Origin of the sequence: Escherichia sp. E4742, assembly GCF_005843885.1 — a bacterium.
GTDB lineage: Bacteria > Pseudomonadota > Gammaproteobacteria > Enterobacterales > Enterobacteriaceae > Escherichia.
Map to the genome: position 1 here is coordinate 4854224 of NZ_CP040443.1, position 19596 is coordinate 4873819.

General features: G+C 52.5%; 20 protein-coding genes. 11 read left to right on the top strand and 9 right to left on the bottom strand.

The features are described 5' to 3' along the window. Window positions 1-45: 45 nt before the first annotated feature. Window positions 46-384, bottom strand: a complete 339-nt coding sequence (gene osmE / locus FEM44_RS23625; protein WP_064529167.1) for an osmotically-inducible lipoprotein OsmE — start codon at window positions 382-384, stop codon at window positions 46-48. A gap of 200 nt (window positions 385-584) precedes the next feature. On the opposite strand from osmE, the gene nadE reads away from it, so the two are divergent. Both nadE and cho read left to right on the top strand, forming a co-directional pair. Continuing rightward, a complete protein-coding gene (nadE, locus tag FEM44_RS23630; RefSeq protein WP_064529168.1) occupies window positions 585-1412 on the top strand; it encodes an ammonia-dependent NAD(+) synthetase in 828 nt (275 codons plus the stop codon). 234 nt (window positions 1413-1646) lie between these two features. After that, complete coding sequence (cho, locus tag FEM44_RS23635) at window positions 1647-2534, top strand: excinuclease Cho (protein WP_135522324.1); 888 nt, start codon at window positions 1647-1649, stop codon at window positions 2532-2534. Here cho and ves read toward each other — a convergent pair. The 7 genes from ves to astC form a co-directional block, all read right to left on the bottom strand. Then, window positions 2494-3069: an environmental stress-induced protein Ves gene (gene ves / locus FEM44_RS23640; RefSeq protein WP_135522323.1), complete on the bottom strand. Its 576-nt coding sequence runs from the start codon at window positions 3067-3069 to the stop codon at window positions 2494-2496. The genes cho and ves overlap by 41 nt on opposite strands. A gap of 197 nt (window positions 3070-3266) precedes the next feature. After that, a complete protein-coding gene (gene spy / locus FEM44_RS23645; RefSeq protein ID WP_130208314.1) occupies window positions 3267-3752 on the bottom strand; it encodes an ATP-independent periplasmic protein-refolding chaperone Spy in 486 nt (161 codons plus the stop codon). Between the two features lie 325 nt (window positions 3753-4077). Beyond that, entirely contained in the window at window positions 4078-5049 is a 972-nt protein-coding gene (gene astE / locus FEM44_RS23650; protein WP_135522322.1) for a succinylglutamate desuccinylase, read from the bottom strand. After that, on the bottom strand, window positions 5042-6385 hold the full coding sequence (gene astB / locus FEM44_RS23655; protein ID WP_135522321.1) for an N-succinylarginine dihydrolase: 1344 nt from the start codon (window positions 6383-6385) through the stop codon (window positions 5042-5044). Before astB ends, astE begins: the two co-directional genes overlap by 8 nt. Further along, window positions 6382-7860, bottom strand: coding sequence for a succinylglutamate-semialdehyde dehydrogenase (astD, locus tag FEM44_RS23660; RefSeq protein WP_135522320.1), 1479 nt, complete (start codon window positions 7858-7860; stop codon window positions 6382-6384). The genes astB and astD overlap by 4 nt, the downstream gene beginning before the upstream one ends. After that, window positions 7857-8891, bottom strand: a complete 1035-nt coding sequence (gene astA / locus FEM44_RS23665) for an arginine N-succinyltransferase (protein WP_135522319.1) — start codon at window positions 8889-8891, stop codon at window positions 7857-7859. The genes astD and astA overlap by 4 nt, the downstream gene beginning before the upstream one ends. Next, entirely contained in the window at window positions 8888-10108 is a 1221-nt protein-coding gene (gene astC / locus FEM44_RS23670) for a succinylornithine/acetylornithine transaminase (RefSeq protein WP_135522318.1), read from the bottom strand. Before astC ends, astA begins: the two co-directional genes overlap by 4 nt. A gap of 444 nt (window positions 10109-10552) precedes the next feature. On the opposite strand from astC, the gene xthA reads away from it, so the two are divergent. From xthA to ynjE, 9 genes are all read left to right on the top strand, one after another. Continuing rightward, on the top strand, window positions 10553-11359 hold the full coding sequence (gene xthA / locus FEM44_RS23675; RefSeq protein WP_130218853.1) for an exodeoxyribonuclease III: 807 nt from the start codon (window positions 10553-10555) through the stop codon (window positions 11357-11359). Between the two features lie 167 nt (window positions 11360-11526). Continuing rightward, window positions 11527-12237: a TVP38/TMEM64 family protein gene (locus tag FEM44_RS23680; RefSeq protein ID WP_135522317.1), complete on the top strand. Its 711-nt coding sequence runs from the start codon at window positions 11527-11529 to the stop codon at window positions 12235-12237. A gap of 4 nt (window positions 12238-12241) precedes the next feature. After that, window positions 12242-12919 (top strand): lipoprotein YdjY, encoded by a 678-nt coding sequence (gene ydjY / locus FEM44_RS23685; RefSeq protein WP_135522316.1) that lies wholly within the window; start codon window positions 12242-12244, stop codon window positions 12917-12919. A 14-nt stretch (window positions 12920-12933) separates the two neighbouring features. Continuing rightward, on the top strand, window positions 12934-13641 hold the full coding sequence (locus tag FEM44_RS23690; RefSeq protein ID WP_000977128.1) for a TVP38/TMEM64 family protein: 708 nt from the start codon (window positions 12934-12936) through the stop codon (window positions 13639-13641). After that, window positions 13641-14189, top strand: a complete 549-nt coding sequence (locus FEM44_RS23695; protein ID WP_135522315.1) for a carboxymuconolactone decarboxylase family protein — start codon at window positions 13641-13643, stop codon at window positions 14187-14189. The genes FEM44_RS23690 and FEM44_RS23695 overlap by 1 nt, the downstream gene beginning before the upstream one ends. 9 nt (window positions 14190-14198) lie before the next feature. Next, entirely contained in the window at window positions 14199-15365 is a 1167-nt protein-coding gene (locus FEM44_RS23700) for an ABC transporter substrate-binding protein (protein ID WP_135522606.1), read from the top strand. After that, complete coding sequence (locus tag FEM44_RS23705) at window positions 15338-16873, top strand: thiamine ABC transporter permease (protein WP_135522314.1); 1536 nt, start codon at window positions 15338-15340, stop codon at window positions 16871-16873. Before FEM44_RS23700 ends, FEM44_RS23705 begins: the two co-directional genes overlap by 28 nt. Next, a complete protein-coding gene (locus FEM44_RS23710) occupies window positions 16873-17526 on the top strand; it encodes an ATP-binding cassette domain-containing protein (protein ID WP_135522313.1) in 654 nt (217 codons plus the stop codon). The genes FEM44_RS23705 and FEM44_RS23710 overlap by 1 nt, the downstream gene beginning before the upstream one ends. A gap of 66 nt (window positions 17527-17592) precedes the next feature. Next, window positions 17593-18900, top strand: a complete 1308-nt coding sequence (ynjE, locus tag FEM44_RS23715) for a thiosulfate sulfurtransferase YnjE (RefSeq protein WP_135522312.1) — start codon at window positions 17593-17595, stop codon at window positions 18898-18900. A gap of 8 nt (window positions 18901-18908) precedes the next feature. On the opposite strand, the gene FEM44_RS23720 is transcribed toward ynjE, so the two are convergent. Further along, window positions 18909-19529 (bottom strand): CDP-alcohol phosphatidyltransferase family protein, encoded by a 621-nt coding sequence (locus FEM44_RS23720; protein WP_135522311.1) that lies wholly within the window; start codon window positions 19527-19529, stop codon window positions 18909-18911. Between the last annotated feature and the right edge of the window lie 67 nt (window positions 19530-19596).

Genomic DNA, 19596 nt, shown 5'->3' on the forward strand with positions numbered 1-19596 from the left:
ACAATGGCCGGTTTTCGTTGTAACTCAAGCTTACAGATGAAGAAATTACTTCGCAGCCTGCGGATCAGTGTCGTATTCGGCACAGGTCTGATAGCCAGTGTTGATCACATGCCCGGTATCATCTAACGCGACAAAATAGGTTTCTGCTTTACCATCACGTTGACCCAGAATGTAGGTCTGGCAAGTACCACGAGCATGGATCATGCTCACTTCAGACGAAGGTTTACCCGCAATTTGTGCAACCTGCGCCCGGCTCATGCCTTTTTTGACGTCTTTCACCACAGGCTGTACAAACTGGTCTTTGGTACGATCATACGCCGTACAACCTGCCAGCATGGTTAATACCGCCGCTGCACCCAGAATTCCTGCCATATTCTTGTTCATATTCCGTCCTCTTGTTTATCAGCGTGTTAGATAAGCCTGGAATACATCGGGGGCTTTTTCAAGCCTGAGAGCGAAACGGTTTCGCTTTCAGAGGATTCCTGTATGACGTTTTAACCACCATTCAACCTGCTGTCGCTTGTCGTTTCTGTAGCAACGGGTTAGCTTTAAGGAAGTTTTATTTTTTTGTCTGGAGGGGTTCAATGACATTGCAGCAACAAATAATAAAGGCGCTGGGCGCAAAACCGCAGATTAATGCTGAAGAGGAAATTCGTCGCAGCGTCGATTTTCTGAAAAGCTATCTACAAACCTACCCGTTCATTAAATCACTGGTACTCGGCATTAGCGGTGGTCAGGACTCTACCCTTGCCGGTAAGCTGTGTCAGATGGCAATTAATGAACTGCGCCAGGAAACCGGTAATGAATCACTGCAATTTATCGCCGTGCGCCTTCCCTACGGTGTTCAGGCCGACGAACAAGATTGCCAGGACGCCATTGCCTTTATTCAGCCGGATCGCGTATTAACCGTCAATATCAAGGGCGCGGTACTCGCCAGTGAACAGGCATTGCGGGAAGCAGGTATCGAACTGAGCGATTTTGTGCGTGGCAATGAAAAAGCACGTGAGCGCATGAAAGCGCAATACAGCATTGCGGGTATGACTAATGGCGTCGTAGTTGGCACCGATCATGCGGCAGAAGCCATTACTGGATTCTTCACTAAATATGGTGATGGTGGCACAGACATTAACCCTCTGTATCGTCTGAACAAACGTCAGGGTAAACAGTTACTGGCGGCGTTAGGTTGCCCTGAGCATCTCTATAAGAAGGCACCAACAGCCGACCTGGAAGATGACCGCCCGTCACTGCCAGATGAAGTCGCGCTCGGTGTAACGTATGAAAATATCGATGACTATCTGGAAGGGAAAAATGTCCCGGAACAGGTCGCCAGAACGATTGAGAACTGGTATCTGAAAACCGAGCATAAACGTCGTCCACCAATTACGGTTTTCGATGATTTCTGGAAAAAATAAACAGTGCGGCCTCCCCGCCTGAGATTGTCGACACCAAACACTTTATTCATGCCGGATGTGGCGTAAACGTCTTATCCGGCCTGCAAAACTTTGCGAATTCAATACATTGCAGGAGTCGAGTAGGCCTGATAAGCGTAGCGCATCAGGCAGTGTTAGCTTTGTCATCGCCCCGCCTCTTTTTTAATCGTTTTCCGCCTGTTACACTGGATGGATAACCAGCATTCGGAGTAAACTGTGGTACGGCGTTTAACTTCCCCGCGGCTCGAATTTGAAGCGGCGGCAATTTACGAATATCCCGAACATTTACGTTCATTTCTTAATGACTTACCCACCCGACCCGGTGTGTATCTGTTTCATGGCGAAAGTAACACTATGCCGCTCTATATTGGCAAAAGCGTTAACATCCGCAGCCGCGTCCTTTCCCATTTACGTACCCCGGATGAAGCGGCCATGCTGCGACAATCCCGACGCATTAGCTGGATATGTACCGCGGGCGAAATCGGCGCCCTGCTCCTTGAAGCGCGTCTAATCAAAGAGCAACAGCCTTTGTTTAATAAACGGTTGCGCCGTAATCGTCAGCTCTGCGCCCTGCAACTGAATGAAAAACGCGTGGATGTGGTGTACGCCAAAGACGTGGATTTTTCTACTGCGCCAAACCTGTTTGGCCTGTTTGCCAATCGCCGCTCGGCATTACAGGCATTACAGACAATCGCCGATGAACAAAAGCTCTGTTATGGCCTGCTCGGGCTGGAACCGCTAAGCCGCGGTCGTGCTTGCTTTCGTTCAGCGCTAAAACGTTGCGCCGGAGCGTGCTGCGGAAAAGAGAGCCATGAAAATCATGCTCAACGTCTGCTCCAGTCGCTGGAACGTTTGCGGGTGATCTGCTGGCCGTGGCAAGGTGCGGTGGCGTTGAAAGAACAGCACCCGGAAATGACCCAATACCATATTATTCATAACTGGCTGTGGCTGGGGGCGGTTAATTCGCTGGAAGAGGCGGCAACGTTAATCCGTACGCCTGCCGGATTCGATCACGATGGTTATAAAATTCTTTGTAAACCACTACTTTCCGGTCGCTATGAAATTACTGAGCTTGATCCGGTGAATGGCCTGCAAGCCAGTTAATTTCACTGAACAGCAGTTTGCCTTGCGGTTGCAAAAGCCGCAGGGTGTGTTTGCCATCGTACCAGCACGCGCCCTGGTCGGTGGTTAACAATTTTTCGCCCAGTTGCCATGCCCCGCTAATCACAAACACCACCCCGCCGCGTGAGCCAAAAGTGGTGAACGTGCGATCGGCAATTCTGACTTTCGCCTTACAGGCATCCAGGCGCGTCATAATGTTGAAATCCATCGACATCTGCCCTTCCGTCAGTTTCGCTTTTACCACCTGGTCCGCCGCAAAAGCAAAAGGCTGTAACGGCTTTAAGGTATGGCTAAAACGGTCTGCGCTTTCAAGAAGCATCTCACCGCCTTCCAGCAGCGTCACACTTCTTTCCATCCCAGGAAATAAAGAAAATTCACCATTGGCCGCAATGGACGCAATGCTGGCACGCCAGTAAAAATCACGTTTCGCAGGGGGAAAACTACAGATCTCACGAGTTTCACCGGCAGCGTTTCGCCACAGATTCACCGACATTTTACGCATATCAAAGTATTCCATACTCGCTCCGGGCATGCTCTTTTCATTGTTATCGCTCAGGCAACCGTGGATTGTTATCGGCAACTCGTATGATTTACCTTAGCGTTTTTGCAAAAATGACAGGCACAGGCGCATAAAAGAAAACCGCCGATCCTGTCCACCGCCTTACTGCAAGGTAGTGGACAAGACCGGCGGTCTTAAGTTTTTTGGCTGAAAGATTATTCAGCAGTTGCAGGCATTTTACCTTTTCCCGCTGGGCGTTCTGTCAGACGCTTCTCAAAATTAGCATTAAATTGCTTTTTCTGCTCCGGCGTCAGGATGTTGTAAATCTTGTTCTGGGTTTCCATATGCGCCAGCATGTTAGCTTTGCGCTGTTCTTCCATTTTAGCAATCTGCGCTTCAGCTTTTGCTTTGTCGAAAGTATCGCTGGCGATGATGTCATGCATTGCGCGGCGTTCTTCCAGCGGCGGACGTTTCATCTGGTCACGCTGGCCTTTCATGATTTCACGAATCTGCTGTTTCTGCGCGTCGGTCAGGTTCAGGTCTTTGAACATCATGTCCTGATGCGGACCAAACTTGCCTTTATGGTGCATCATCGGCTTCGCGTCAGCCGGTGCTGCGGTAGTGGTGTCAGCGGCGTGGGCCAGGTTAGCCGCGCCAAGAGCCAGGGTAGAGGCAACAAACAGTGCAGTTAATTTACGCATATTCTATATCCTTCCTTTCAGTTATTTGTTACGGCTTTCTTTAGTAGCGTGCCGTGTTGACGAGATTAACTTTACTGAGTTTAGCGTCAATTAATCAGAGCAACGGTAAATCAATGAAAGTGTAAAAAACACTTTTTCGCCAATTATGGAGAAAAAAAGAAAATTTGAAGGAAAGTGATGAATAAATATTACAACACAATGATTTTGCAGAAATTATGAAGGACTATACCTGATAAATGGCGATAAATAAAGCAAACACCCAGGATTAATCCGTATTATTCCGAAAGAAGTTATTAAATACCCGCAGAAACCTTTCTGCGGGCAATTACCAGGTTATTTTTTCCAGCATTAATCCCGCGCGTAATCCCAACGCCACTAATGGATTGGGAAATAGCACATATTCAATATCATGAGTCACGGTAAAACGTTCCTCACCATCCTGCGCCAATAACGTTCCTTTCTTAAACGGCGTGAAATTCAGCGTCTCGCTCGCCATATGCAACTCGAAGGCAGCAGTGTGACGGGTAATCTGCGAAACCACCTGGTAACGCTGGGGCCGTTTTCTCTCTATACCGACACTTGCCCCTGCTAACAGCGTAGCAATTGCATTGGTAGTTGGCGCAAACTGACGAAGCTCGTTTTGCCCAAACGGCAGTGCTTTGCCTAGCTCCAGCGTACACGCCAGTGCGCCAAAATGTTTGCAGCTGAAATGGGTAAACGTGCCGCCTGGCGCCTGATGAAACACCAACGCCTCTAGCCCTGCCGCGCCCAGCCATGTCAGAAAACTTTCGTCCCAGGGAATTTCTCGTTGCGGTAAAACACCAAACCGCTGGTGATACGAACCGCGGATGGCTGTATGCAGATCAAGATGCCAGCGAACAGACTCTTTCCCCTGCTGATAAAAATCTTCCAGGCACTGTTCCAGCTCGCGGGCGCGGCAGGTTTCGCCGCTTTCGGCAAATTGCTGCCAGCGTCCGCCAAACATCCGGTTCATATCGCTATGGCAATAGCGCTTTCCTTGCTTGAGCGCAGGGGGATTTCCGAGGATTGCCAACAAGCGCCAGCGTAACTTAATTTCACCGTGATAAATTGCGCCAAGCAATGCATCAAGCATTTCCACAGGTGCCGTCTCATTACCGTGGATCCCCGCCGAAATTGCCAACGCGCCTTGCGGTGGCGTTAATGGCGTCAGTTCCAGCACACCATCGCCCAGCCAGCGCCAGCGAACGCCGTTGATTTCTCGCTCGGTGATAACCGGTTTTTTACCCGTTAAGGTCAGAGCAAGAAAATTATCCATTGCCCCCTCCCTCGCGCTGGAACGGATAAACCGAACCGAGATTCAGTAATTGGCTCAATACATCCAGTGCTTCCCGCCCTTCGCGCAGCAATTGCGGGTCGGCCAGATCGGCAGCAGTAAGACGATCGCGGTAGTAACGATCCACCCAGTCATTGAGCGCATTAAACAGCGTATCGTTCATCATCACCGCCGGATTCACCGCCTGACGTTCTTCATCCGTCAACACCACGCGCAAGCGCAGGCACGCAGGGCCTCCGCCGTTCGCCATACTTTCGCGCAAATCAAAAACTTTTAGTGAGCTTATCGGGTTGTCAGCAGTAAGGAGTTCATTGAGATAACGCCATACTCCAGCGTGCTCACGGCACTCCTGCGGCAGCACCAACATCATCGAACCATCATCGCGACTCAACAACTGGCTGTTAAACAGATAAGTAGACACCGCATCAGACACAGAAACCTGCGACGCCGGAACTTCTATCGCCATAAAACCATTGACCCGCGCACGCAGGTTTGCCAGCAATTGCGCCTGGCGAGCAAATGCCTGCTGATGGCAAAACAGTACCTGGCGGTTGCTCACGGCAATCACATCATTATGAAAGACTCCCTGGTCGATAACGTCCGGGTTTTGCTGGGCGAAAATCACCTGCTGCGGATTAACCTGATTCAGCCTGGTTACCGCCTCGCTGGCTTCGCGGGTCTGCCGCGCCGGATAGCGGGAAGGCCGCGTACCATTACCCTCTTCTCGCCCGTAAACAAAAATCTGCATGCCCGGTTCGCCATAATGACCGCCGAGGCGATTGTGGTTTGCCGCCCCCTCATCACCGAACAATGCCACCTGCGGCAACGCCGAATGGATGGTGAATTTCGCTTTATCGTTAAAAATGGCGTTTAACAGCGATTCGGTGACGGGGGCTTCCAGCGAACGGTGAAATTTATTGTTCAGGTTGGCGACCGTGAAATGCACTTTGCCATCCAGCGTATCGGCGGATGGCGCGACCGTGGCCGCATTAGCTACCCACATTGGCGAAGCGGAACTGACGCAGGAAAGCCAGTGTGGTGCCTGGCGGGCAACCTTTTCCAGTACCTGCTCATCGCTGCCGCTGAATCCCAACTGACGCAGCACCGGAATAAACGGACGCTCGTGCGGCGGGATCACCGCCTGGGGAAATCCCGCATCGGCAAGGGCTTTCATTTTCAGTAAGCCCTGCTTCGCCGCTAGTCGTGGATTCGATACCTGAAAACGGTGACTGGTGGAGGCTTCATTACCAAACGACAGGCCAGCGTAATGGTGCGTCAGCCCCACCAATCCATCGAAATTGACTTCCCAGGCATTCATCGCACCACCTCATCGGAAAAATCCAGCCCGGGGTTAAGCGTTGCGGGCAACGTTAACGAGTCTGACTCCAGGCTTGCCATCGGCCATGCACAATAATCTGCGGCATACCAGGCGCTGGGGCGATGGTTGCCGGAAGCGCCAATGCCACCGAATGGTGCGGTACTGGCGGCTCCGGTAAGCGGTTTGTTCCAGTTAACAATCCCTGCCCGCGCTTCCAGTAACAGTTGCTCGAACTTTTCCCGTTTTGGGGAAACCAGCCCACAAGAGAGGCCAAAGCGGGTGTTATTCGCCATCTTTATCGCCCCATCAAAAGTGTCATAACGCCATACGCGAAGTAGTGGCCCAAACACTTCTTCATCCGGCACGCCTGAAACGCCCGTCATTTCAACGATCCCCGGCGTCAGCAGCGATGTTCCTGCTTGTGGCAAACGTGGCGCAAGCAGCGTTTGCCCGCCCAATGCTTCCAGTTCCTGCCAGGCAGTAATAACCTGCTGTGCGGCCTGTTCAGAAATCAGCCCACCAATAAACGGCTGCGGTTCGTCATCCCATTTCCCCGGCGTTAACCGCTGGCTGACGGCAACAAGGCGAGCAAGAAACGCATCGCCCTGTGCCCCGCTTTTCACCAATAAACGGCGGGCGCAGGTACAGCGTTGCCCGGCAGTGACAAATGCCGACTGAATGGTCAGATGGACAGCGGCGTCGATATCCACCACGTCATCAATAATCAGCGGGTTATTGCCGCCCATTTCGAGAGCAAGAATTTTTTCCGGCTGACCGGAAAGCTGGCGATGTAACTGGTAGCCGGTATTGGCGCTGCCGGTAAACAGCAAGCCGTCGAGATCCTCCAGCGCACTGAGTGCCTGACCGGTTTCGCGCCCACCTTGCACCAGGTTCAGCACGCCCGACGGCAAACCTGCCTGCTGCCATAAACGCATTACTGCCTCGCCGCTCCAGGGGGTTAGTTCGCTGGGTTTAAAGATTATTGTGTTACCTGCCAGCAGCGCCGGAACGATATGTCCGTTAGGCAGATGTCCGGGGAAATTGTACGGTCCAAACACCGCCAGCACGCCGTGTGGACGATGGCGCAAGCTCGCCGCTCCATCCGGCATTTCACTGCGCTGCTCTCCCGTACGAGCGTGATACGCCTTGATTGATATCGCGATCTTATTGATCATCGCCGTCACTTCGGTTGCCGCTTCCCAACGCGGTTTGCCGGTTTCTCTGGCAATAATCGCGGTTAATTCGGCTTTGTTGCTTTCCAGCAGTGCGGCAAATCGTTCAACTCTTACCTGACGATCGCCAAAGGAGAGCCGCGCCCAACGAGGAAACGCTGCACGAGCAGCCCGACAAGCCTGCTCAACCTGAGCAGCATCGGCATCATTGCCCTGCCATAACACCTCGCCCGATACCGGATTACGCTTCACGCGCAGTGCGCCCTGGCCCGTCACCCAGTCACCGTTGATCCATAAAGTCATGCTGTTTTCTCCTCTGCACACAGGCGCACCAGACGAACGCGATCCCCGGCATGGCATTTGAGGGCATCCAGTTGTGCGGCGGTTAAAATCAAACGTTCGGTCGCCGGATCGGCTCGCACCAGCAACACGCGGAAATGGTGATAATTTTCATTGGCGACCAGGCAAGCCGGAAAATCGCCCTGTGCAGGTTGTCCTTCCGCTACTTCCACCAGCCGACTTTTGCGGATAGCGCGAACGCGGTCAATGTCACACTCCAGCGTCGGCCCGCCGTCGAAAATGTCGATATAGTTACGGTAGCGAAAACCTTCTTTCTCCAGCACTGCGCGGGCAGGCGCGGTTTGCGGATGCACCTGGCCGATAACGTCCTGCGCTTCCTGGGATAAAAAGTCCGTATAGATCGGATGTTTTGGCATCAGTTCAGCGATAAACGCCTTTTGACCAGTACCGCAGAGAAAATCAGCGCGGCTAAAATCCATCGAAAAGAAGCGTTTACCGAGGCTTTGCCAGAACGGCGAATAGCCGTGTTCGTCAATCACCCCGCGCATTTCGGCGACCACTTTGTCGTTAAACTTGTCGCGAAAAGCCGCCATAAACATAAAGCGCGATTTTGACAGCAAATAGCCGTTGCCCTCTTTGCGCCAGTCCGGGTCGAGAAACAGCGTGCACAGCTCGCTGCTGCCGGTGTGATCGTTACTGAGAAACAGCGTCGGCAACGCGTTATAGACATTCAGCTCTTTTGAGGCGTGAACCAGCGTGCCGACGCGATAGTTGTACCAGGGATCGTTCAGCCCAACCGCCACCTCAATGGCGCAAATCCCCGCCACAGTGCCTGTCTCGCTATCTTCCAGTACAAACACATAACCCTGCTCACTTTTGGGCAGTTCGCCTTGCCAGGTTTTGATTGCCCTTTCGATACGCGCCGAAAGCGTGGCTTCATTGGCGGGAAGCGACGTCAGGCCGCCGCCCGTTTTGCTGGCAAGCTGCATTAACGCAGCGACATCTGAGCGCTCGACGGGACGGATGACCATCATGATGAACCTCGGCTCACAAAGTGTTCACAGGCCGCAGCAAAACGATCCAGGCCGGTCGTCACCTCTTCTTCGCTGACATTCAGTGCCGGAGCAAAACGCACCACATTGCCGCCAGCAATCAGCACCATCACGCCCGCTTTCGCCGCTTCCTGAGAAATTTGTTTCGCTTGCCCGGCATAATCCGCATTCAGCACACAGCCAATCAGCAGACCTAAGCCGCGAATTTCACTGAACAAACCGCAGCGGTGATTAATGGTATGAAGACGCTCAATAAACCAGTCGTGACGCTGTTTAACGCCATTAAGCATTTCTGGCGTGTTGATGAGATCCAGCACTTTGCCTGCCACCGCCGAGGCCAGCGGATTGCCGCCATAGGTGGTGCCATGAGTGCCAACGGTCATCACGCTGGCGCATTCTTCGGTTGCCAACAGAGCGCCAACGGGGAAACCGCCGCCCAGCGCTTTGGCAGTAGTTAACAGATCAGGCGTCACACCGTAGTGCATATAGGCATACAGTTCCCCGGTGCGCCCGACGCCCGTTTGTACTTCATCAAAAATCAGCAAAGCATTGTGGCGGTCACACAATTCACGCAGACCTTGTAAAAACGCGTTGCTGGCTGGTACCACACCGCCTTCCCCCTGGATGGGCTCGACAATCACCGCACAGGTGGAATCATCAATCAGCGCGCTGGCAGAGTTAATATCGTTATAAGCAGCATGACGGATATCCGGCGGCAGTGGCGCAAAATCCTGTGAATAGGCTGGCTGCCCGCCTGCGCTGACGGTAAACAGCGTGCGCCCGTGAAACGCATTTTTGAACGCCACGATGCCGCTCTTATGGCTGCCGTAGCGGTCGTGAGCGAATTTACGCGCCAGTTTTAGCGCCGCTTCGTTGGCTTCCGCACCGGAGTTACAAAAGAAAATGCGATCGGCAAAAGTGGCGTCGATCAATTTTTTCGCCAGTCGCAGTACCGGTTCGTTGGTGTAACCGTTGCCGGTATGCCAGAACTTACTCGCCTGTTCGTTCAGCGCCTCGCGCAGTTCCGGATGCGCATGACCCAATGCGTTTACCGCAATGCCACCCGCGAAGTCGATATACTCTTTCCCCTGCTGATCCCACAAGCGCGAACCTTCGCCACGTACCGGTATAAACGGTGCCGGAGCGTAAACAGGTATCATCCATTCATCAAAGTTTTCACGCGTAATTGGCTGAGACATAGCGACCTCTACAGTAAATAATTCGTTATTTATATGTTAATAATAAGTGATGTTTGCGCTGTAAATGTAGATTGCAGGGTTCGTGCCAGCCAGTGAAAAATTGCATAAACGGCGGCAGTTAACTGGAAATCAAGACGTTACAACCCAGCGATATGCACCTGAAGTGCATATAAAGTGAATACGTTTGCGATACAGATGAATAAAAAGAATAAAAAACGAAATGTTATGCAGCAGTAAAATATAATTCTGGAATTGTGATCATTGACGAAATTTACTGGAAATTGCTGCGCCATTCTGACGCAACTCGCACCAAAAGCGGGCATTTTCTGCGCCATCGTTGACATCATTAACAACCATCGATCAAATCACTTAACAACAGGCAGTAAGTCAGACGAATTTCTGCTAACATCCACGCACTCATTATCAGAATAAATGGCAGCGACTATGAAATTTGTCTCTTTTAATATCAACGGCCTGCGCGCCAGACCACACCAGCTTGAAGCTATCGTCGACAAGCACCAGCCTGATGTGATTGGCCTGCAGGAGACAAAAGTTCATGATGATATGTTTCCGCTCGAAGATGTGGCAAAGCTCGGCTACAACGTGTTTTATCACGGGCAGAAAGGCCATTACGGCGTGGCGCTGTTGACCAAAGAGACGCCGATTGCCGTGCGTCGTGGCTTCCCAGGCGACGGCGAAGAGGCACAACGGCGGATTATTATGGCGGAAATCCCCTCACCGCTGGGCAATGTCACCGTGATCAACGGCTACTTCCCGCAGGGCGAAAGCCGCGACCACCCCATAAAATTCCCGGCAAAGGCGCAGTTTTACCAGAACCTGCAAAACTACCTGGAAACCGAACTCAAACGTGATAATCCGGTGCTGATTATGGGCGATATGAATATCAGCCCCACCGATCTGGATATCGGCATTGGCGAAGAGAACCGCAAACGCTGGCTACGTACTGGCAAATGTTCTTTCCTGCCGGAAGAACGCGAATGGATGGACAGGCTGATAAGTTGGGGGCTGGTCGATACCTTCCGCCATGCGAATCCGCAAACAGCAGATCGTTTCTCGTGGTTTGATTACCGCTCAAAAGGTTTTGACGATAACCGTGGTCTGCGTATCGACCTGCTGCTTGCCAGCCAGCCACTGGCCGAATGCTGCGTAGAAACCGGTATCGACTATGAAATCCGCAGTATGGAAAAACCGTCAGATCACGCACCTGTCTGGGCCACCTTCCGCCGCTAATTTCTCCGTTCTCCTGGCTCGCACTGGGTCAGGAGAATTAACCTTGAGAAAAATCAACAAACTGTCAGTAATGATTTGTTGCCCGCCGTCCTTTGTTATACCGTCACTGCGTTTTTTAGTTGTCTGACCACTTCTCTATTATCAAGTTTGATATAGGAAACTCCACGATGAACGCTGAGCGTAAATTCCTTTTTGCCTGTCTGCTTTTTGCGCTGATAATTTACGCTATCCACACTTTCGGTTTATTCGATCTGCTCACCGATTTACCCCACTTACAGATACTCATTCGCCAGAGCGGCTTTTTCGGTTATAGCCTCTATATTCTGTTATTCATCATCGCCACCCTCTTTCTGCTACCAGGCAGCATACTGGTGATCGCCGGTGGAATAGTTTTTGGTCCGCTAACAGGAACGCTACTTTCGTTAATTGCCGCCACGCTGGCCTCGTCGTGCTCATTCCTGTTGGCGCGCTTTCTGGGGCGTGATTTACTGTTGAAATACGTCGGTCATTGCCACACTTTTCAGGCTATTGAAAAAGGCATTACGCGTAACGGTATCGATTTTCTTATTCTGACCCGCTTAATCCCGCTATTTCCATACAATATTCAAAATTACGCTTACGGATTAACCGCCATCGCCTTCTGGCCTTATACCCTTATTTCGGCATTAACCACTCTGCCTGGAATAGTGATTTATACCGTGATGGCAAGCGATCTTGCCAGTGAAGGCATTACGCTGCGCTTTATTTTACAACTCTGTCTGGCTGGCCTGGCGCTGTTTATTCTCGTCCAGCTCGCCAAACTCTACGCTCGTCACAAACACGTGGATCTGTCTGCTTCGCGCCACAGCCCACTTACTCACCCTAAAAATGAAGGATAGAACGATGTTGCAACATTATTCAGTGTCATGGAAAAAAGGACTGGCTGCACTGTGTTTACTGGCAGCCGCAGGGCTTAGTGGCTGCGATCAAAAAGAGAACACCGGGGCAAAAGTGGAATACGACGGGCTTTCGGACAACCAGCCACTGCGTGTCGATGCCAATAATCATACGGTAACCATGCTGGTGCAAATTAATGGGCGTTTCCTCACCGACGATACCCGCCACGGCATTGTGTTTAAAGATGGCTCCAACGGGCATAAATCACTGTTTATGGGTTATGCCACGCCGAAAGCATTTTATGAAGCCCTGAAGCAGGCCGGTGGTACGCCGGGCGAAAACATGACGATGGATAATAAAGAAACGACTCACGTCGCAGGCAGCAAACTGGATATTTCGGTTAACTGGCAAGGAGCGGCAAATGCGTATTCCTTCGATGACGTGATTGTCGATAGTAACGGTAAAAAACTGGACATGCGCTTTGGTGGTAACTTAGCGGCGGCGGAAGAGAAAAAAACAGGATGCCTGGTATGTCTGGATAGCTGCCCGGTCGGTATCGTCAGCAATGCGACATACACTTATGGTGCGGTGGAAAAACGCAGCGAAGTGAAATTCAAAGGCAATGCCTCGGTTCTCCCGGCTGATAACACGCTGGCAACGGTTACCTTTAAAATCGCCGAATAAAACCAGGATAAAGGATGATGAAAATGCAATCGCGTAAAATCTGGTACTACCGCATAACCCTCATCATCCTGTTGTTCGCTATGCTGCTGGCATGGGCGCTGCTTCCCGGCGTCCATGAGTTTATCAATCGCAGCGTTGCGGCGTTTGCCGCCGTGGACCAACAGGGTATAGAACGCTTTATTCAGTCTTACGGTGCACTGGCGGCAGTTGTCTCGTTCTTGTTGATGATTTTACAGGCCATTGCTGCACCGCTACCTGCGTTTTTGATCACCTTTGCCAATGCGTCGCTGTTTGGCGCATTCTGGGGCGGTTTGCTGTCGTGGACCAGTTCGATGGCAGGCGCGGCACTGTGCTTTTTTATCGCCAGAGTGATGGGCCGCGAAGTGGTAGAAAAGTTAACCGGTAAAACCGTGCTTGACAGTATGGACGGCTTTTTCACTCGCTACGGCAAACACACCATTCTGGTCTGTCGGTTATTGCCTTTTGTCCCTTTCGATCCAATCAGCTATGCTGCCGGTTTGACTTCCATACGTTTTCGCTCGTTTTTTATCGCCACCGGGCTTGGCCAGCTACCCGCAACCATCGTCTATTCCTGGGCGGGCAGTATGTTAACGGGCGGTACATTCTGGTTTGTCACCGGACTGTTTATTCTGTTTGCCCTGACCGTGGTGATTTTTATGGCGAAGAAAATATGGCTTGAGCGCCAGAAGAGGAATGCCTGATGGGTTTACCGCCGCTTAACAAAATTCCTTTCATTTTACGTCCGCAGGCGTGGCTGCATCGTCGCCATTACGGCGAGGTGCTAAGCCCCATTCGCTGGTGGGGGCGGATCCCCTTTATCTTTTATCTGGTGTCGATGTTTGTAGGCTGGCTGGAGCGCAAACGCTCACCGCTCGATCCAGTGGTGCGATCGCTTGTCAGCGCGCGTATCGCGCAAATGTGTCTGTGTGAGTTTTGCGTGGATATCACCAGTATGAAAGTCGCCGAGCGTACCGGCAGCACTGATAAACTGCTGGCGGTAGCTGACTGGCGACAAAGCCCGCTCTTCAGCGACGAAGAGCGGCTGGCGCTGGAGTACGCCGAAGCCGCAAGCGTAACGCCGCCAACGGTCGATGATGCCCTGCGCACCCGACTGACTACGCATTTTGACGCCCAGGCGCTCACCGAGCTGACGGCATTGATCGGCTTGCAAAATCTGTCAGCCCGTTTTAATTCTGCCATGGACATTCCCGCTCAGGGGCTGTGCCGTATTCCTGACAAACGTTCTTAAGGAGAGATGATGCGCCATTGTGTATGGTTGCTGGGATTGTTATCGCTGTTTTCTTTGGCAACACATGCCAGTGACTGGCAGGAAATTAAAAATGAGGCCAAAGGGCAAACCGTCTGGTTTAACGCCTGGGGCGGCGATACCGCAATTAACCGCTATCTCGACTGGGTTAGCGGCGAGATGAAAACCCATTACGCTATAAACCTGAAGATTGTTCGTCTGGCGGATGCCGCAGACGCGGTGAAGCGCATTCAGACCGAAGCTGCTGCTGGACGTAAAATGGACGGCTCGGTGGATCTGCTCTGGGTGAACGGCGAAAACTTCCGCAGCTTAAAAGAGGCAAATTTATTACAAACGGGCTGGGCGGAGACTCTGCCCAACTGGCGCTATGTCGACACGCAACTGCCTGTGAGGGAAGATTTTTCTGTGCCGACACAAGGTGCGGAATCGCCCTGGGGCGGCGCGCAATTGACGTTTATCGCCCGACGCGATCAGACACCACAGCCACCGAAAACGCCACAATCCTTGCTGGAATTTGCCAAAGCCAACCCTGGTACGGTTACCTATCCGCGCCCACCGGACTTTACCGGCACCGCGTTTCTTGAACAGCTGCTGATTATGCTGACGCCCGATCCCGCTGCATTAAAAAAAGCGCCAGACGATGCCACTTTCGCCCGCGTCACTGCGCCCTTGTGGCAATATCTTGATGCACTGCATCCGTATTTGTGGCGAGAAGGAAAGGATTTCCCGCCTTCGCCCGCGCGGATGGATGCTCTGCTGAAAGCCGGCACATTCCGCCTGTCGCTGACTTTTAATCCTGCTCATGCGCAGCAAAAAATCGCCAGCGGCGATTTACCCACCAGCAGTTACAGCTTTGGTTTTAGCGAGGGAATGATTGGCAACGTGCATTTCGTCACCATTCCAGCCAACGCAACTGCCAGTGCTGCGGCAAAAGTCGTCGCCAACTTCCTGTTGTCACCTGAAGCACAACTGCGTAAAGCGGATCCCACTGTCTGGGGCGATCCTTCGGTTCTCGATCCGCAAAAACTACCTGCCGGGCAGCGTGAAACATTGCAATCAAGAATGCCGCAGGATCTGCCGCCGGTACTGGCGGAACCGCATGCTGGTTGGGTAAATGCGCTGGAACAAGAATGGCTACGCCGTTACGGTACGCATTAATTTCTTTGCTGTGGATGGTGATGGCGGTGATTTACGCACCGCTGGTACCGTCGGCTTTCACGCTGATAACACCTGCCATGTCGCTGACGCACTGGCAGATGTTATTTGCCGATCCGCAGCTACCACAGGCATTACTGGCAACGCTGGTGTCGACAACCATCGCGGCGGTCGGCGCTTTGTTTATTGCCCTGCTGGTGATAGTAGCGCTATGGCCTGGGCCGAAATGGCAGCGTATGTGCGCCCGTCTGCCGTGGCTACTCGCCATCCCCCACGTGGCTTTTGCCACCAGCGCCCTGCTGCTCTTTGCTGACGGAGGGTTGCTTTATGACTATTTCCCGTATTTCACTCCGCCAATGGACAAATGGGGTATTGGGCTGGGTTTCACTCTGGCGGTAAAAGAAAGCGCATTTCTGCTGTGGATCTTGTCAGCCGTGCTAAGTGAAAAACGGCTGCTACAGCAAGTTATTGTACTGGACTCGCTGGGCTACAGCCGCTGGCAATGCCTGAACTGGTTGTTATTGCCCTCCGTCGCTCCTGCGCTGGCAATGGCGATGCTGGCGATTGTCGCCTGGTCGCTTTCGGTCGTGGATGTAGCGATTATTCTTGGGCCAGGTAATCCACCGACGCTTGCGGTAATTAGCTGGCAGTGGTTAACCCAGGGCGACATTGACCAACAAACAAAAGGCGCGCTTGCCAGCCTGCTGTTGATGCTGTTACTCGCCGCCTACGTTTTGCTTGGTTATCTATTATGGCGTAGCTGGCGACGTACTATTCCCCGCGTAGATGGCGTTCGCAAGCCTGCCACGCCTTTATTGCCAGGCAATACGCTGGCGAGTTTTTTACCCTTGACCGGAGTGCTGTGTGTTGTTCTGCTGGCGATCCTCGCGGATCAATCAACGATCAATCACGAGGCGCTGCTCAATAGCCTGACGATGGGACTGGTGGCGACATTCATCGCTTTGGTTCTGTTGCTGCAGTGGCTGGAATGGGGGCCAAAGCGTCGCCAGTTGTGGCTATGGTTGCCCATATTATTACCCGCCTTGCCGCTGGTGGCGGGCCAGTACACGCTGGCGCTATGGTTGAATCTGGATGGTCGCTGGACTGCGGTTGTGTGGGGGCATCTGCTGTGGGTGATGCCGTGGATGCTGTTCATCCTGCAACCGGCCTGGCGGCGTATCGACTCGCGGTTAATTTTGATTGCACAAACGCTGGGTTGGTCACGGGCCAAAATCTTCTTTTACGTGAAATGTCCGCTAATGCTGCGCCCTGCGCTGATTGCCTTCGCTGTCGGATTTTCAGTGAGTATTGCGCAGTATATGCCAACGCTGTGGCTGGGAGCCGGACGTTTCTCGACGCTCACCACCGAAGCGGTAGCGTTAAGTAGCGGCGGTAGTAACAGCATCCTCGCCACCCAGGCTTTATGGCAACTGCTATTACCGCTTATTATTTTTGCCCTGACCGCCCTGCTTGCAAAATGGTTAGGTTATGTCAGACAAGGACTCCGCTAATGCTCTGCGTGAAAGATGTTTCGCTGCGTTTGCCTGAAACCTGTTTACTGGAAGACGTTAACTTTACAGTCAACAAAGGTGACATTGTCACGTTAATGGGGCCCTCAGGCTGCGGTAAATCCACGCTGTTTTCATGGATGATTGGTGCGCTGGCCGGGCAATTTTCTTGTACAGGCGAGCTATGGCTCAATGATCAACGTATCGATACCCAGCCCACCGCCCGGCGTCAGATGGGTATTCTTTTCCAGGATGCACTGTTATTTGACCAGTTCAGCGTCGGACAAAATTTACTGCTGGCGCTACCGTCGACGCTCAAGGGGACTGCACGGCGCAATGCCGTGAAAGACGCGCTTGAGCGAGCGGGACTGGCTGAAACTTATCACCAGGACCCTGCGACATTATCAGGCGGTCAGCGGGCACGCGTGGCCCTGCTGCGCGCCCTTCTCGCCCAGCCAAAGGCATTATTGCTTGATGAACCGTTCAGCCGTCTTGACGTGGCTCTGCGCGATAATTTTCGTCAGTGGGTATTCAATGAAGTTCGCGAGCTGGCGATCCCCGTCGTTCAGGTAACCCACGATCTTCAGGATGTTCCTGCCGATAGTCCCGTTATGGATATGACGCAGTGGTCAGAAAATTGCAACAAACTGCGATAACGCAAAGTTTTTCCCGATGTGTCAGTTCAGAATGGCGCACTCAAAACTACAATGTCGGGATTTTCGATGAAACGTGTTTCTCAAATGACCGCGCTGGCAATGGCTTTAGGGCTGGCTTGCGCTTCTTCGTGGGCCGCTGAACTGGCGAAGCCTCTTACACTTGACCAGCTTCAACAACAAAATGGCAAAGCGATAGATACTCGCCCCAGTGCGTTTTATAACGGCTGGCCACAAACCTTAAATGGCCCTTCCGGTCATGAACCTGCCGCCTTAAACCTTTCTGCTAGCTGGCTCGACAAAATGAGCGCCGAACAGTTCAACGAGTGGATCAAGCAACATAACCTGAAAACGGATGCGCCAGTGGCGCTGTACGGTAATGACAAAGATGTCAACGCCGTCAAAACGCGACTACAAAAAGCAGGCTTTACGCACATCTCTATCTTGAGTGATGCGCTAAGCGAACCTTCCCGACTGCAAAAACTGCCTCACTTTGAACAGCTGGTATATCCGCAGTGGCTGCATGACCTGCAACAGGGAAAAGACGTTACAGCGAAACCTGCGGGTGACTGGAAAGTCATTGAAGCAGCCTGGGGCGCACCAAAGTTTTACCTTATCAGCCATATTCCCGGCGCTGACTACATCGATACCAACGAAGTGGAAAGCGAACCGCTGTGGAATAAAGTTTCTGATGAACAACTAAAAGCGATGCTGGCAAAACACGGCATTCGTCATGACACCACGGTCATTCTGTACGGGCGTGACGTATACGCGGCAGCGCGCGTGGCGCAAATTATGCTCTACGCTGGCGTGAAAGATGTGCGACTGTTGGATGGCGGCTGGCAAACCTGGTCCGATGCGGGTCTGCCCGTTGAGCGCGGTACGCCACCGAAAGTAAAACCGGAACCTGACTTCGGCGTGAAGATCCCGGCGCAACCGCAACTGATGCTCGATATGGAGCAGGCACGTGGGCTGCTGCATCGCCAGGATGCCTCACTGGTCAGCGTACGTTCCTGGGCGGAATTTATTGGCACCACCAGCGGCTATGACTACATCAAGCCAAAAGGTGACATCCCGGGCGCACGTTGGGGGCATGCGGGCAGCGACTCAACGCATATGGAGGATTTCCATAACCCGGACGGCACCATGCGTACTGCGGATGACGTCGCGGCAATGTGGAAAGAATGGAATATCCTGCCAGATCAACAAGTCTCGTTCTACTGCGGCACCGGCTGGCGCGCCTCAGAAACCTTTATGTATGCGCGCGCAATGGGCTGGAACAACGTCTCCGTATATGACGGTGGTTGGTACGAATGGAGTAGCGACCCGAAAAACCCCATAGCAACAGGTGATCGCGGCCCGGACAGTAGCAAATAACGGTGCCATTACTGACGCTGAAGCGACTTCAGCGTCAGATATCCACTCCACACTCGCGTAAATGTTGTCATCCAGCACAGCGCGCCAAATATCCACGCAAACCACGGGAAATACGCCGGAAAGAGGCAACTCAGGACAAACAGTAAAATCGTCTCGCTTCCTTCGGTTAATCCCCCCAGATAGTAAAACGACTTATGTGCATAGCCGGGGTTATCAATCTGATGTTTCGCAGCCAACGCAGCAAATGCGAGAAAACTGCTGCCCGTGCCGATAAACGCAAACAGCAGCCAGCCGCCCGCCAGCGCATTTTGTTCCGGTGCGGCGAGAATAAACCCGAACGGCACCAGCGCGTAAAAAAGGAAATCCAACGAAATATCGAGAAAGCCACCTGCGTCGGTTAACCCTCTGCGCCGCGCCAGCGCGCCGTCCAGACCATCAAGCAACCTGTTCAGTAAAATGGCAATCAGCGCCGCCAGATACCAGCCCAACGCCAGAAACGGCAGTGCCAGCACGCCGATAGCAAATCCCACTAACGTTAAACCATCTGGCGTGATGCCAGGTTTATCCAGAACCCGCACGCACTGATGCAGCAAAGGTTTAATTCGGGGATGAAGATGGCGGTCTAACACGGGTACTCCTTAAGAAATAAAACCCTTCAGCTCGGGCAACACTGCGGATATTATGGCATTTTTCCTG